The 14,184-nt window shown below is 68.3% G+C and carries 12 protein-coding genes and 1 tRNA gene; 10 read left to right on the top strand and 3 right to left on the bottom strand.

Annotation, left to right across the window (positions count from 1 at the left end):
- The first annotated feature begins 17 nt into the window (after positions 1–17).
- Genes G6032_RS13390 through ubiB form a run of 4 tightly spaced genes read left to right on the top strand, consistent with a single transcriptional unit; the run spans position 18 to position 3,374 of the window.
- The gene (locus G6032_RS13390) at positions 18–395 is read left to right on the top strand and encodes a DUF971 domain-containing protein (RefSeq protein ID WP_165282652.1); all 378 of its coding nucleotides are present in this window, start codon (positions 18–20) and stop codon (positions 393–395) included.
- Entirely contained in the window at positions 392–1,144 is a 753-nt protein-coding gene (gene ubiE, locus G6032_RS13385; RefSeq protein ID WP_165282651.1) for a bifunctional demethylmenaquinone methyltransferase/2-methoxy-6-polyprenyl-1,4-benzoquinol methylase UbiE, read from the top strand. The genes G6032_RS13390 and ubiE overlap by 4 nt, the downstream gene beginning before the upstream one ends.
- Positions 1,144–1,725 (top strand): SCP2 sterol-binding domain-containing protein, encoded by a 582-nt coding sequence (locus tag G6032_RS13380; RefSeq protein ID WP_165282650.1) that lies wholly within the window; start codon positions 1,144–1,146, stop codon positions 1,723–1,725. The genes ubiE and G6032_RS13380 overlap by 1 nt, the downstream gene beginning before the upstream one ends.
- A complete protein-coding gene (ubiB, locus tag G6032_RS13375; RefSeq protein WP_165282649.1) occupies positions 1,722–3,374 on the top strand; it encodes a ubiquinone biosynthesis regulatory protein kinase UbiB in 1,653 nt (550 codons plus the stop codon). The genes G6032_RS13380 and ubiB overlap by 4 nt, the downstream gene beginning before the upstream one ends.
- 14 nt (positions 3,375–3,388) lie before the next feature.
- On the opposite strand, the gene G6032_RS13370 is transcribed toward ubiB, so the two are convergent.
- The gene (locus G6032_RS13370) at positions 3,389–4,261 is read right to left on the bottom strand and encodes a pirin family protein (protein WP_165282648.1); all 873 of its coding nucleotides are present in this window, start codon (positions 4,259–4,261) and stop codon (positions 3,389–3,391) included.
- 188 nt (positions 4,262–4,449) lie between these two features.
- Complete coding sequence (locus G6032_RS13360) at positions 4,450–5,844, bottom strand: metallophosphoesterase family protein (protein WP_165282647.1); 1,395 nt, start codon at positions 5,842–5,844, stop codon at positions 4,450–4,452.
- Positions 5,845–6,001: 157 nt separating this feature from the next.
- Between G6032_RS13360 and G6032_RS13355 the strand changes: the two genes are divergently transcribed.
- The 5 genes from G6032_RS13355 to G6032_RS13335 all read left to right on the top strand — a co-directional run bounded on the left by G6032_RS13355 (position 6,002) and on the right by G6032_RS13335 (position 13,135).
- Positions 6,002–7,501, top strand: coding sequence for a YifB family Mg chelatase-like AAA ATPase (locus G6032_RS13355; protein ID WP_165282646.1), 1,500 nt, complete (start codon positions 6,002–6,004; stop codon positions 7,499–7,501).
- A 130-nt stretch (positions 7,502–7,631) separates the two neighbouring features.
- A complete protein-coding gene (locus tag G6032_RS13350) occupies positions 7,632–8,264 on the top strand; it encodes a hypothetical protein (protein ID WP_165282645.1) in 633 nt (210 codons plus the stop codon).
- A 13-nt stretch (positions 8,265–8,277) separates the two neighbouring features.
- Complete coding sequence (locus G6032_RS13345; protein ID WP_165282644.1) at positions 8,278–8,691, top strand: hypothetical protein; 414 nt, start codon at positions 8,278–8,280, stop codon at positions 8,689–8,691.
- Between the two features lie 129 nt (positions 8,692–8,820).
- Positions 8,821–10,980, top strand: coding sequence for a catalase/peroxidase HPI (gene katG, locus G6032_RS13340; protein WP_165282643.1), 2,160 nt, complete (start codon positions 8,821–8,823; stop codon positions 10,978–10,980).
- Positions 10,981–11,131: 151 nt separating this feature from the next.
- Positions 11,132–13,135, top strand: a complete 2,004-nt coding sequence (locus G6032_RS13335) for a UvrD-helicase domain-containing protein (protein WP_165282642.1) — start codon at positions 11,132–11,134, stop codon at positions 13,133–13,135.
- Here the strand turns inward: G6032_RS13335 and G6032_RS13330 are convergent.
- Positions 13,132–13,677: a c-type cytochrome gene (locus tag G6032_RS13330; RefSeq protein WP_206211985.1), complete on the bottom strand. Its 546-nt coding sequence runs from the start codon at positions 13,675–13,677 to the stop codon at positions 13,132–13,134. The two genes, G6032_RS13335 and G6032_RS13330, sit on opposite strands and share 4 nt — an antisense overlap.
- 149 nt (positions 13,678–13,826) lie before the next feature.
- On the opposite strand from G6032_RS13330, the gene G6032_RS13325 reads away from it, so the two are divergent.
- A tRNA-Arg gene (locus G6032_RS13325) sits at positions 13,827–13,903 on the top strand.
- The last annotated feature ends 281 nt before the right edge of the window (positions 13,904–14,184 follow it).

The following is a 14,184-nucleotide window of genomic DNA, read 5'->3' as shown; positions in this document are numbered from 1 at the left end:
CATGAACAGGAGGCGCAATGAGCGCTGACATTCCCACGCCATCCGCCATCCGCCTGCACCGCAAGTCCCGCGTTCTCGAGGTCGGCTGGGAAGACGGCACGTCGTTCCGGCTGCCCTGCGAATACCTGCGCGTGTTCTCGCCGTCGGCGGAAGTCCAGGGCCATGGCCCGGGGCAGGCCGTGCTGATGATCGGCAAGGAAAAGGTGAATATCAGCGCCATCGAGCCGGTCGGCCACTACGCGATCAAGCTGGTGTTCGACGACAAGCACGATTCCGGGCTGTTCTCCTGGTCCTACCTGCACTGGCTGGGCTCGAATTACGAGGAGAACTGGAACACCTATCTCGGCCGGCTCGACGAGGTCGGCTACAAGCGCAAGGAAGTCGCCCCCGAATGAGCCCGGACAAGGACACCACGCACTTCGGCTTCGCCGAGGTGCCGGTCACCGAGAAGGCGCGCCGCGTGCGCGGCGTGTTCGATTCGGTGGCCAGCCGCTACGACCTGATGAACGACCTCATGTCGCTCGGCATCCATCGCATCTGGAAACGCTTCACCGTGGAGAAGGCCGGGCTGCGGCCGGGCATGCAGGTGCTGGACCTGGCGGGCGGCACGGGGGATCTCGCCGCCCTGATGGCGCCGCGCGTAGCGCCCGGCGGCCGCGTGGTGTTGTCGGACATCAACGAGGCGATGCTCATGCGCGGGCGCGAGCGGCTGCTCGACCGGGGCATCGCAGGCGAGACCGTCGAGTACTGCCTGGCCGATGCGGAGGCGCTGCCGCTCGAGGACGCCAGCTTCGACGTGGTGACGATCGCTTTCGGCCTGCGCAACGTGACCCACAAGGAGCGTGCCCTGAGCGAGATGTTCCGGGTGCTGCGCCCGGGGGGGCATCTGCTGGTGCTGGAGTTCTCCCGCCCCGTGCCCGCGCTCGCCCCGGCCTACGACCTGTATTCCTTCCGCGTCCTGCCCGCGATCGGCAAGCTCGTGGCGGGGGACGACGAGAGCTACCGCTATCTCGCGGAGTCGATCCGCATGCACCCCGACCAGGAAACCCTGCGGGACATGATGGCCGCCGCGGGGTTCGACGACTGCCGCTACCATGACCTGACCGGCGGTATCGTGGCGCTCCACCGCGGCTGGAAGTACTGATGTTCGAGCCTGTCGCGGCGTTGTTGAACCGCGGGATCCGCGCGTCCAGCGACGCAACGGCCCGCTGCCGGGCGCTGGAGGGTTCCAGCTTCCGCATCGAGCTGGACGGTCTCGGCCTAGGCATGACTCTCGTCGCCCGCGATGGCGGCCTGGCGCTCAGCGACAAGGTCCCGGCCGACGCGCTGCTCAGCGGCACGCCGGGGGCGCTGGCGCGGCTCGCGGCCTCGGGTGACGAGGCGCTGCTGCGTTCCCGCGCCGTGCGCATCAGCGGCGACCCGCTGGTGGCGCGCGATTTTCGCGACCTGATCGCCCTGGCCGCGCCCGATTTCGAGGAGGAGCTGGCACGCGTCGTCGGCGACGTGGCCGCGCGCCAGGTCGGCAACTTCGTGCGGGGGTTCGGCGGCTGGGGACTCGACGTGGCGGACCGCCTGTCGCGAGACGTCGCCGAGTACCTGCAGGAGGAGGGCCGCGAGCTCCCCGCGCGCGCCGAACTCGAGCAGTTCCTCGATGCGGTGGACGTACTCGCCAGTGACGTCGCGCGGCTCGAGGCGCGGCTGCGACGGCTGGAACAGGCGTCGTGATTCCGCCGCGCCAACTGTGGCGGATGCTGCACATCCAGCGCGTGCTGCTCAAGCACGGCCTCGACGAACTCGTCTATGCGGCCCACCTGTTCCGCCCGGTCGCCCGGCTGCGCCGTATTCCCGGCTTCGGCATCCGCAAGGCGTCGCGGGACCTGCCGCTGGGCGTGCGGATCCGCGAGGCGCTGGTCGAGCTCGGGCCGATTTTCGTCAAGTTCGGCCAGGCGCTGTCCACGCGGCGCGACCTGCTGCCCCGCGAGATCGCCGTCGAGCTGGCCAAGCTGCAGGACCGGGTGCCGCCGTTTCCCGCGGCGGAGACGCATCGCCAGCTTGCGGCGGCCTATCGCCAGCCGCTCGAGTCACTGTTCGCGCGGTTCGACGACGAGCCGCTCGCCGCGGCCTCCATCGCCCAGGTGCACACGGCGGCGTTGCCGGACGGCCGCGAGGCGATCGTCAAGGTGCTGCGGCCCGGAGTGCGCGAGCAGATCCGGCGCGACGTGGACGTGCTGCATTCGCTGGCGGCACTCGCCGAACGGTACTGGGGGGAGGTCCGCCGGCTGCGCCCGCGCGAGGTGGTGCGCGAGTTCGACACCACGCTGATGGACGAGCTCGACCTGATGCGCGAGGCGGCGAACGCCTCGCAGTTACGCCGCAACTTCGAGAACTCGCCGCTGCTCTACGTGCCCGAGGTCTACTGGGACTGGTGCCGGCCCGGCGTGCTCGTGATGGAACGCATCCACGGCATCAACATCGGCCAGACGGCTGAACTGCACGCGGCGGGCATCGACATGCGGCGCCTCGCCGCGAACGGCGTGGAGATCTTCTTCACGCAGGTGTTCCGCCACAATTTCTTCCACGCGGACATGCACCCGGGCAATATTTTCGTCAATCCGGACGAGCCGGCGCAGCCGCAATACATCGCTGTCGATTTCGGCATCGTGGCGAGCCTGAATCCGCGCGACCAGCAGTACCTGGCGGAAAACTTCCTCGCCTTCTTCAACCGCGACTACCAGCGCGTCGCGCGCCTGCATGTCGAGTCCGGCTGGGTGGCGCCCGGCACGCGCGTGGAAGAGGTCGAGTCCGCGTTCCGTACCGTGTGCGAGCCGATCTTCAACCGCCCGCTGAAGGACATTTCGTTCGGCCAGTTCCTCGTGCGCCTGTTCACGGTGGCGCGGCGCTTCGACATGGAAGTGCAGCCGCAGCTGATCCTGCTGCAGAAGACGCTGCTGAACATCGAGGGCCTCGGGCGGGAGCTTTATCCCGATCTCGACCTGTGGGAGACGGCGCAGCCGATTCTCGAGGAATGGATGCGCGAGCGGGTCAGCGGCCGGGCCATCGTCGATCGCCTGCGGGAGCAGTTGCCGGAAGTCGGCGAGACGATCCAGGAGTTCCCCCAGGTCATTCACGCCATCCTGCAGCGCGCCGCCGAGGGCCGGCTGCAGGTCGAGGTGAAGCACCCGGGCATAGAAGTGCTGCGCGCGGAGCTGCATGCCGACCGGCAACAGCGCTGGACCACCGGCGCCGGCGGCGCAACGTTCGTCGGCGGCGTGCTGTGGCTGGGCCTGGACGTGAGCCCGGTAGCGCCGGGATGGCTGCTGCTGGTGCTGGGTGCGGGACTGCTGGCCTTCGGCCGATTGGGTCGCCCTGCCTGAGGTCCTCAGACCGGTCAGCGCGCGTCAGGCAGCGGGGCCACCAGCGCGCCTGACTGGTAGTCGCGAATCGCCTGGCGGATCTCGCTGGCCGTGTTCATGACGAAGGGGCCGTGCTGCACGATGGGCTCGCCCAGCGGGCGACCCGACAGGAGCAACATGCCGGCGCCGGCCTCCCCGGCGGTGATGTCGATTGCGCCTTCCCCGTCGAGCACCGCCATCTGTCCGCTCGCGATGCCGGCCGCGGCGCCCGCGCTTGCGGACGGATCGGGCAGCTGCACCGCGCCGCTGAAGGGCCGGACGAGGGCGCGATGACCCGGCGGGGGTGACCAGCGGTAGCGACCCCCGCGCTCGAGCTCGAGCACGAGTACGGTGCTCTCGCAGGCGGTGCGGCCGATCGGCGAGGTCATCCCGGCGTGGTGGCCGGCGATGACGCGCAGCCGGCCGTGCTCGAGCGCCAGCTCCGGCAGCTCGGCGGCCTCGGCCTGCGCGTAATCCGGTTCGCGCAGCTTGTCCGCCGCGGGCAGGTTGATCCACAGCTGGAAACCATGGATGCGGCCTTCTCCCGGGAGCGGCATCTCGGAATGAATGACGCCGCGCCCGGTGGACATCCATTGCGCGCCGCCGGCGCGGATCGCCGCCCGGTGGCCGAGGTGATCCCGGTGTTCGAAGCCGCCCTCGAGCATGACCGTGAGGGTCTCGATGCCGCGGTGCGGATGGGACGGAAAGCCGGCCACGAATTCCTCGCGCTGGTCGGAACGGATTTCGTCCAGCATCAGGAACGGGTCGAGGTCGTGTTGCGCCTGGCCGACGATCCGGCGAATCCGGACTCCTGCGCCATCGGAGGCGGCGTGGCTGTCCAGCACCTGGCGGATACGCTTGCTGCCCATGTGGATTCCTCGCGGGTGAAACCTGCGCCCACGTTAGCTTCGACTCAATCGAAGAGAAAGAGCAAATGACTGGCGATCAAGTTGGAGGAAATCGAAATGAGGCCGCGGGTCACACTCGAGCAGCGGCGGACGCTCCAGGCCGTCGTGGACCACGGCGGTTATGCGGGCGCCGCCGAGGCCCTGAGCCGTCAGTCCACCAGTTCGACCCCGTTCCAGCAGCGATCCGGACGCGGCCGGTCGGGATTCCCGCAGGTCGAGCGGGGCGCATCCGCGGGCACCAGGTCGACGAGATGCTTGCCTTCCTCGGTCATCCGCAGCTCGAAGGCATCGTACACTTCGCCGGTGACCGTGCGCGATGCGTACCGCAGCCGGTCCGCCTCGATCTGGATGACCTGGTAGAGCTGCACCTCTTCCCCGACCCGCGCCATCGACGACTCAGCCTCCTCGGCGACCAGGTACATCTTCGGTCCGGCCACCGAGACCACGTAGACCGTCCCGGCGTCATCGTCGATCGCGGTGGTGCCTTCGGCGAGGTTCGCGCCGCGGCCGTAGGCGTGGTCATGGCCCTGCAGCACGAGGTCCACGCCGTGTTTCTCGTACAGCGGCTGCCAGTGCTCGCGCAGCAGCGGGTTGTCGCGCCCGAGCGAGACGGAGTGCACCGGATGGTGGTGGCTGACGATGACCCAGTCGTGGGCGCTGGCGCTCAACAGCCGGTCGAGCCATTCGGCCTGCTGCTTCGCCAGCGCTTCGTCCTGCAATGCATTCATCGAGTCCAGCGCGACTAACAGGACCCCCTGGTATTCGACGTAGTAGACGGTGTCGCGCAAGCCCTCGGGGCCGTTCGCGGGGACGCTGAAATGAGCTGTCCAGTGCGGCGACAGGACCCTCGGGCCGAACACGTCGCGCCTGATGAACTCGTGATTTCCCGCCACCGGGAAGCTCGGCACCATGCCGTGCAGGAAGCCGCCGGCATCGAACCACTCGCCCCACTCGTCGTCGTGGACGCCGCTGCGGGAATTGACGAGGTCGCCGGCATGCAGGAGCAGCGCCGGCCGCTCGTGGGCAGCAAAAGCTTCGCGGATGACGCGAGAGAAATGTGAGCGGATCGAGTTCTGCGCGTCGCCGAAATAGAGAAAGGAAAATGGCGCGGCGCTGCTTTTCGCGGTGCGGAACTGGAACCACTCGCTCCACGTGTCCGCGCCCCGCACGCGATAGGCATACAGCGTGTCCGGCTCGAGGCCGGTGAACGTCACGGCATGGTGGTGCGCGACACCGTTCTCGGTTTCGAGCGGCCGGGTCCGGCCGTCGATGTCCCGGGCGCCGAGGTGCAGCCCGGGACCGGGCAGGGCCTTGTTCAGCTGCGCCACGGCCCGGGTCACGCCGGCATTCGTGCGCCACGTGACCGTCTGGCTGCGCGCGGGATCCGCGGTCAGCACCAGTGCGACTCGGTCGGGGATCGGCCCGGGCGCGTAGTGCACGTAGCCCTGCGGCACCAGCGTGTTGCGCGTCTCGTGGGCCGGCAGATCGACGGGGAGCGCGCTGAGCGTCAGCACGAGGAACAGCAGGCGGCTCGGATTGTTCATCGGGTCTCGCGGCAAGGGGAAATGATCGACCCGCCAATCTACCGCCTCGTCATTGCACTCCGGTTACGAGTTTCCGGGCGGATGAGCGCATAAGAGGGGCTGCCGGCCCCGGGCGGAAGCGAGGATGCTGGGCGCATGCCAGCCAGCAGGATGCCCGATGGCTTTTGCGCTCGTTCTGACCCGTGCCCAGTGCGGCCTCGAAGCCCCGCCGGTGGCCGTCGAAACCCACGTCACGGGGGGGCTGCCCGGCTTTTCGATCGTCGGCCTGCCGGCGACGGCGGTGCGCGAGAGCCGGGACCGGGTGCGCGCGGCCCTGTCGATCTGTGGCTTCAAGTTTCCCGACGGCAAGGTGATCGTCAATCTCGCGCCGGCGGACCTGCCGAAGGACGGCGGCCGTTTCGACCTGCCGATCGCGCTGGGCGTGCTGGCGGCCTCGGGCCAGCTGCCGACCGCGCAATTGCAGCGGCGTGAATTCATCGGGGAGCTCTCCCTGAGCGGCGAGGTGCGCGGCGTGACGGCATCGTTGTGCGCCAGCGTGGCGGCGGCCCGGGCCGGCCATGCACTCATCGTGCCGGCGCAGAACGGCGCCGAGGCCGCGCTGGCGGGGGTCGGTGAAATCCACCTCGCCGAGCACCTGGTTGGAGTCGCGGGATATCTCCAGGGACAGGGAGAGCTTCCACTTGCGGTGACCCCGGCGCGTCCCGAGCCGGGTGCCGCGACCGGTCCCGATCTCGCCGAGGTGCGGGGGCAGTTGCGCGGGCGGCGCCTGCTGGAAGTCGCCGCCGCGGGCGGTCACAACCTCCTGCTGATCGGGCCACCCGGCACGGGCAAGACCATGCTGGCGCGCCGTCTCCCCGGCCTGCTGCCGCCCTTGTCGGCCGACGCGGCGCTGGCTGTGGCCTCGATCGCATCGGCGGCCGGCCGCCCGTTTCATGGCGAAGAGTGGGGGCGACGGCCGTTTCGTGCCCCGCATCACTCGGCGTCTTCGGTGGCGCTGACGGGCGGGGGCGCGAATCCGCGTCCCGGCGAGGTCACGCTGGCGCACCGCGGGGTGCTCTTCCTGGACGAGTTGCCGGAGTTCGGCCGCACCGCGCTCGAAGCGCTGCGCCAGCCGCTGGAGGATGGCGAGTTGACCATCAGCAGGGCGGCGGTGCAGAGAACCTTTCCCGCGCGTTTCCTGCTGGTGGCCGCGATGAACCCTTGTCCCTGCGGCTACCTCGGTGACCCGCGCAACAACTGCCGTTGCAGCGCGGAAGCCGTGCTGCGTTATCGCGGCCGCATTTCCGGTCCGCTGCTGGATCGCATCGACCTGGTCGTCGAGATGCCGCGCCCTGCGCCGGCCGACCTGATGGGGCCGCCGGGCGAACCGTCGGCGGTGGTGCGCGAGCGTGTGCTGGCGGTGCGGCGAGCCGGGCGCGAGCGGCAAGGCACCGCGAACGCCCGCCTCGCCGGCAAGACCCTGGACGCCCACGCTTTCCTCGGGGCGGCGGCGCGCGCACTGCTGGTGCGTTCCGCGGAGCGCCTCGGGCTCTCGGCGCGGGCGCAGACGCGGGTCCGGCGGGTCGCGCGGACCATCGCGGACATGGACGGTTGCGCCGGGATCGAAGTGCGGCATCTCGCCGAGGCGCTCGCGAGCCGCGGCTGGCCGGGGCGGTGACGAGCGGGCGTTTCCGGGCGAAAAGCGGACAAAGTCCCTCTTCCCGGGCCTTGGCGGGTGCGCTCAGATGGGGGCGCCCGTCATTCCGGCGGGTACCCAAGGACGGGTCTCGAATGCAAGGAGTGCAACGATGAACAGGAATCGCTTGATGTTGTTTTTGCTGGTGTTGGCTGGCCTGGTGCTTCCCGGGACGTCCCGGGCGTCCACGGCCGACTGGACGATCGACGTGCCCCAGGGGGCCTGCAGCGCGCTGGCCGGCGCCCTCGGCGCGGGCGGAGCCGCAGCCGTGCTGCAGGTCACGCCCGTCGGGCGGGTGTCGGCCTTCGTCACGACCGCGGGCGCATTTCTCGGCGGCGCCGTGGGCATGAACCTCGGTGAACTTTCCTGCGACAGCCTCGGGGAGACGCTGGAACGCTGGTCACATGCGGCGTGCATGGCCAACCAGGACTGCGCCGAGGCGTCGGCACGGAACCAGATGCTGCAGTTCATGAAGGGCCTGGGGCGCGACATGCAGGTCTGTCCGTCGTGCAGCATCGACGAACTGCTCGGTTCCGCGCTGACGGTCGATGAGCAGCGACTCCGTCACCTGCGGCAGAAGGAATGCGGTCGCGCAGGTTACGCGTGCTACACCGGCATCGGGGTCTTGCCGAAAAACCGGTACTGGTCCCGTTTGAACACGGTGCCCATGGACCGGTTCTGGGCCGGGGTGGCCATCGGCATGGCATCGCGCGACGATGTGGGGCCAACCACTTCGATCCGGTAGAGGATGTTTGGCGATGGAAGGACATTGGACGGCCTTTTGGGGGTTCCTGGCAGGATTTGCGCTGCTGTTCGGCGTCGAGGAGTTTCGCCGCCTGCGAGCCGTGTCGGGCGATGTCCGGCAGCGGGCCCCGGCCTGGCGACGCGGTTCGATCGTGTTCATCGTGGCCGGGGTCTTGCTGCTGCTGTTCGCGGTCCGCGACATCGAGGCGTCGTCGGGCATGGTGCGGGCGGCCGTCACGGTGCTGGCCGGCCTCGCTGCCTGTTCCCTGGTGTCGTGGGGGCTGGAACGGGTGACGCGCAGGTCGCCGCAGGCAGTGGCGACCGCGGGCGAGCCCGGAGGCACGACGGTCTCGCTGCTCCTCGTCGGAGCGAGCGTGCTCGCAGGCACCGGCGTGGCGATGGCCGTCAGGCTCGTCTGGCTTGGCTGATACGGCCTGCGTCCGCCACTCCGGCAACTATCGTGGGTGGGAGGCTATCGATGAGATAGAAATAATCGATTAGACCAGAGAATCTAATCGAAATAACCTATATGCCTACCTTGAAGCCAGGAGCAGGCCATGTCGAACGAAACCAAATGTCCCGTCATGCACGGCGCAAACACCATCGCCGGTAAGTCCAACATCGCGTGGTGGCCCAATGCGCTGAACCTGGACATCCTCCACCAGCACGACGCCAAGTCCAATCCGCTGGGGCAGGATTTCAACTACAGCGAAGAAGTGAAGAAGCTCGACTTCGACGCCGTGAAGCGCGATCTCGAGGCCCTGATGACGGACAGCCAGGACTGGTGGCCGGCCGATTACGGCCACTATGGCGGCCTGATGATCCGCATGGCATGGCATTCCGCGGGCTCCTACCGGCAGTTCGACGGCCGCGGCGGCGGCGGCACGGGCAACCAGCGCTTCGCGCCGCTCAACTCCTGGCCGGACAACGGCAACCTCGACAAGGCCCGCCGCCTCCTGTGGCCGATCAAGAAGAAGTACGGCAACAAGCTCAGCTGGGCCGATCTCATGATCCTGGCCGGCAACGTGGCCTACGAGTCGATGGGCCTCAAGACTTTCGGCTTCGGCTTCGGCCGCGAGGACATCTGGGAGCCCGAGCAGGATGTTTACTGGGGTTCGGAGAAGGAGTGGCTGGCCGAGAGCGTCCTCCGCTACGCCAACGAGGAAGACCCGGAGTCCCTGGAGGAGCCGCTCGGTGCGGTCCACATGGGCCTGATCTACGTCAATCCGGAAGGGCGGGACGGCAAGCCCGATCCGTTGAAGTCGGCGCATGACGTGCGCGTGACCTTCGCCCGCATGGCGATGAACGACGAGGAGACCGCAGCCCTCACCGCCGGTGGCCACACCGTAGGCAAAGCCCATGGCAACGGGCTCGACTCGAACCTGGGCCCGGCGCCGGAAGCGGCCGAGATCGAGAACCAGGGGATGGGCTGGATGAACCCCGAGATGGGTGGCGTGGCCAGTAAGGCCGTGACCTCCGGCATCGAAGGCGCCTGGACGAAAGAGCCGACGAAGTTCGACATGGGCTATTTCGACATGCTGCTCGACCACGAGTGGGAGCTGAAGAAGAGCCCCGCCGGACACTGGCAGTGGGAGCCGGTCGACATCAAGGAGGAAGACAAGCCGATCGACGCCAGCGACCCGTCGATCCGCCGCAACCCGATCATGACCGACGCCGACATGGCGATGAAGATGGACCCGGCTTACCGCGAGTACATGGAGCGGTTCCGCAACGATCCGGAATATTTCCGTGACACCTTCGCGCGCGCCTGGTTCAAGCTCACCCACCGGGACATGGGCCCGAAGGAGCGCTACATCGGCCCCGAGGTTCCCGCCGAGGACCTCATCTGGCAGGATCCGGTTCCCGCCGGCAACACTGACTTCGACGTGGCCGCCGTGAAGGCGAAAATCTCCGCCAGCGGGCTCTCGGTCGCCGAACTGGTCTCGACCGCGTGGGACAGCGCCCGCACCTTCCGCGGCTCGGACATGCGCGGCGGCGCCAACGGCGCCCGCATCCGCCTTGCGCCGCAGAAGGACTGGGAGGGCAACGAGCCGGCGCGGCTGAAGAAGGTCCTCGACGTGCTCGAGCCGATCGCCCGGGACGCCGGCGCCAGCATCGCGGACGTCATCGTGCTGGCGGGTGTCGTCGGTATCGAGAAGGCGATCGAGGCTGCAGGCTCCGACATCGCCGTGCCCTTCGCGCCCGGCCGCGGAGACGCCACCGACGAGACGACCGACGCGGACTCTTTCGGGGTGCTCGAGCCGTTCGCCGACGGCTACCGCAACTGGTTCAACTCGGCATACGACGTCGCGCCCGAGGAGTTGATGCTCGACCGCACCAAGCTGCTGGGCCTGACGGCGCCGGAAATGACGGTTCTCGTCGGCGGCATGCGCGTACTGGGCACGAACCACGGCGGCTCGCAGCACGGCGTGTTCACCGACCGCGTCGGTGCGCTGACGAACGACTTTTTCGTCAACCTGACCGACATGGCCTACGAGTGGAAGCCGGCGGGCAAGAATCTCTACGAGATCCGCGACCGCAAGACGGGCCAGGTGAGGTGGACGGCGACGCGCGCCGACCTCGTGTTCGGCTCGAACTCCATCCTGCGGGCCTACGCCGAGGTCTACGCCCAGGACGACAACCAGGAGAAGTTCATCAAGGACTTCGTCGCCGCATGGACCAAGGTGATGAACGCGGACCGCTTCGACCTGCGCTAGCCCTCGATCTGCAACGGATCAGCGAGAGGGTGTCTACTTGCCGATGACCGGCCGGCCGGGAGCCGGCGCTTGAGAGGGGCCGCGAGGCCCCTCTTTTTTCTGGCGCATCGGGTATGATCCGCGCTCTTCACGCGTCGTCGAATCCCCGCCCATGTCCCTCAATCCCGCCCAGCTCGAAGCCGTGCGCTACACGGCCGGCCCGCTGCTCGTGCTGGCCGGCGCCGGCAGCGGCAAGACGCGCGTCATCACGGAAAAGATTGCCGCGCTGGTCGCCGGGGGCGTGCCGGCCTACGGCATCGCCGCGGTGACTTTCACCAACAAGGCGGCGCGCGAGATGCGCCAGCGCGTCGGCGCGATGCTCGACGCGGACACCGCGAAGCTGTTGAAGGTCTCCACCTTCCACACGCTGGGACTGAACATCCTGCGGCGCGAATACGGCAATCTCGGCTACAAGCGCGGCTTCACCATTTTCGACGCCCACGACAGCCGCAGCCTGGTCAAGGAGCTCTTGAAGAACGACAACGCCGACACCGAGAGCACGATCGATGCGGCCTGCACGGCGTTCTCGGCCTGGAAGAGCGAGCTCGTCTCGCCCGAGGCGGCGCTGGCGGCCGCCGCAGACCCGCTCGAGCAGGCCCGGGCGCTGCAGTACGCGAGTTACCAGCGCGCGCTGCAGGCCTACAACGCGCTGGATTTCGACGACCTGATCGTGCGGCCCGTGTTCCTGTTCCGCGAGCTGCCGAAGGTCCTCGAGGCCTGGCAGGACCGCATCCAGTACATGCTCGGCGACGAGTACCAGGACACCAACTTCGCCCAGTACCAGCTCATGGGCCAGCTGGTCGGCGAGCGCGGCGCGTTTACGGTTGTGGGCGACGACGACCAGTCGATCTACGCGTGGCGTGGCGCGCGGCCGGACAACCTGCGCAGTCTCGCCGCCGACTACCCGGCTTTGAAAGTCATCAAGCTGGAGCAGAACTATCGCTCGTCCGGGCGGATCCTCTCGGCCGCCAACGGACTCATCGCCAACAATCCCCACCTGTTCGACAAGCGCCTGTGGAGCGCCCACGGACCGGGCGACCGCATCCGCGTCCTCGTGGCACGCGATGGCACCGACGAAGCGGACCGCGTGGCCATGGAGATCATGCGCATGCGCATGGAACGCGGCGGCGAGTGGCGCGACTTCGCCGTGCTCTACCGCGGTAACTTCCAGGCGCGGCCGTTCGAGCAGGCGCTGCGTACCCTCGAAATTCCCTACTCCGTGACCGGGGGGACCTCGTTTTTCGATCGCACCGAGGTCAAGGACGTGCTCGCGTACCTGCGCGTCATCGCCAACCCCGACGACGACGCGGCCTTTTTGCGCATCGTCAACGTGCCGCGGCGGGAGATCGGCACGGCGACGCTCGAGAAGCTCGGCGCATGGGCCTCCAGTCGCGGCCTCGGGCTGCTCGCCGCCAGCCTGGAGGCGGGCCTGCACAGCGTGTTGCCGTCCCGCACCGTGGAGCGGTTGCACGGTTTCGCGCGGCGCATGATCGAACTCGGGGACGAGGCCGAGGACGGCGTGCCCGTGGACGCGCTGGCGCGAGAGCTCATCGACGAGCTGGGCTACCGCGACTGGCTGTTCGAGAACGCGCGCGATCCGCGCCAGGCCGAAAAGGCCAACGAGAACCTCGGCGAATTGCTGGAGTGGCTGGGCCGGGCCGCGCGGGGCGATGACGAAGCGACGCTCGCCGACGCGCTGCGCAAGCTGTCGCTGATGGACATGCTCGACCGCCAGTCAGAGGATGCGCAGGACGACCGCGTGCGGTTGATGACCCTGCATGCTGCCAAGGGCCTCGAATTCCCGACGGTGTTCCTGGTCGGCTGCGAGGAGGAGTTGCTGCCGCATCGCGCCAACCTGGAGGGCCCGGGGCTGGAAGAAGAGCGGCGCCTCGCTTACGTGGGCATCACGCGGGCGCGGCAGCGCTTGCTGATGACCTACGCGCGGCGCCGCAAGCGTTTCGGCGAGACGCTGGAATGCGCCCCGAGCCGCTTCCTTGAGGAGCTGCCGCCCGAGGCGCTGGAGTGGGAAGGGCGCGTCGAGCTGAGTGCTGAAGAGACCCGGGACCGGGCGCACAGCGCGATCGCCGGACTCCGCTCGATGCTGGCGGACGATTAGCTGCCGACCGCGTCCACCATGTACTGGACGGCGTCGCGCACCTCCTCGTCGCTGAGGTTCGAGTAGCCGCCGCGGGGCGGCATGTAGCCGGCGTCGCCCTGGAAGCCTTCGATCGCGTGCTGCACGAGGGTGTCCATGCCCTTGTCGATGCGCGGCGCCCAGGCCGTCGCGTCGCCGGTCTTCGGTGCACCCGCGATCCCCGGTCCGTGACAGGCCGTGCAGGCGGCGTTGTAAACGCCTTCGCCATCGAGTGTCTCGGCGGCCGCGGCGGGGGCGGGCGCCGACGTGGCGGCGACCGTCGCCGCGGCGCCGCCCGGATCCCGCAGCCCGCTGTTGTCCTGACCGGCGACGGCGACCTGCCCGATCGGTTCGATGCGCTCTTCGATGCGCTGCTGGAACGCCGCGTCCTCGCGCACATGCACCTCCTGGGTGCGTCCCGCGATGAAGGACGACAAGGCGTAGATCGCCACCGAGATCACGACGAGGATGCCGAGCACCACCATGAATGTATCGACGAACTTGCGATCGCTTACTGCGCTCAACGCGGTATCCCCTGCATGTTGGTGGGCCGGTCCGGCCCTGTCGGCCCGGCGAGGCTGGAATTATAGGGCCATGCCGGTGGACCGCCAAACTCCGTGTCAGGGTCGTGGACGGTCATAACGGTTACCGGTATCATGCCCGACTCCGCATTGCGCCCGTAGCTCAGCTGGATAGAGCGCTGCCCTCCGGAGGCAGAGGTCAGAGGTTCGAATCCTCTCGGGCGCGCCAATTAAATCAGGCACTTACGTGAATTTTAGGACGACCTGATAGACACTGGGGCCTTCCCTGAGCCCTGGTGGGGCCTTGAAACTTCATCGCGAGTTCCCCTGCTCGAGGCAGATGACCTCTGCCCTGAATCGTGACCGCTGAAAATGACCTCTGGTCAAAACGCGGAAAAAGTGACCTTTGCCCAAACTCGATTTGCCCCGAAATGGCTCTTTTCCAGGGCCCCGGGGCCCTGGCTTGCGAATCTTTAATTGCCTGGGATGCTGTCACCGAGCAATGGACGC

The sequence above is a fragment of the Wenzhouxiangella sp. XN24 genome, from assembly GCF_011064545.1.
Taxonomy (GTDB): domain Bacteria; phylum Pseudomonadota; class Gammaproteobacteria; order Steroidobacterales; family XN24; genus XN24.
Note: the sequence above shows the minus strand (reverse complement) of the source record. Positions and strands in the feature narration are given on the sequence as shown.

Coding starts and splice junctions, on each gene's coding strand:
- G6032_RS13390 (WP_165282652.1), top strand. CDS start 18: ATGAGCGCTGACATTCCCACGCCATCCGCCATCCGCCTGCACCGCAAG.
- ubiE (WP_165282651.1), top strand. CDS start 392: ATGAGCCCGGACAAGGACACCACGCACTTCGGCTTCGCCGAGGTGCCG.
- G6032_RS13380 (WP_165282650.1), top strand. CDS start 1,144: ATGTTCGAGCCTGTCGCGGCGTTGTTGAACCGCGGGATCCGCGCGTCC.
- G6032_RS13370 (WP_165282648.1), bottom strand. CDS start 4,261: ATGGGCAGCAAGCGTATCCGCCAGGTGCTGGACAGCCACGCCGCCTCC.
- G6032_RS13360 (WP_165282647.1), bottom strand. CDS start 5,844: ATGAACAATCCGAGCCGCCTGCTGTTCCTCGTGCTGACGCTCAGCGCG.
- G6032_RS13355 (WP_165282646.1), top strand. CDS start 6,002: ATGGCTTTTGCGCTCGTTCTGACCCGTGCCCAGTGCGGCCTCGAAGCC.
- G6032_RS13350 (WP_165282645.1), top strand. CDS start 7,632: ATGAACAGGAATCGCTTGATGTTGTTTTTGCTGGTGTTGGCTGGCCTG.
- G6032_RS13345 (WP_165282644.1), top strand. CDS start 8,278: ATGGAAGGACATTGGACGGCCTTTTGGGGGTTCCTGGCAGGATTTGCG.
- katG (WP_165282643.1), top strand. CDS start 8,821: ATGTCGAACGAAACCAAATGTCCCGTCATGCACGGCGCAAACACCATC.
- G6032_RS13335 (WP_165282642.1), top strand. CDS start 11,132: ATGTCCCTCAATCCCGCCCAGCTCGAAGCCGTGCGCTACACGGCCGGC.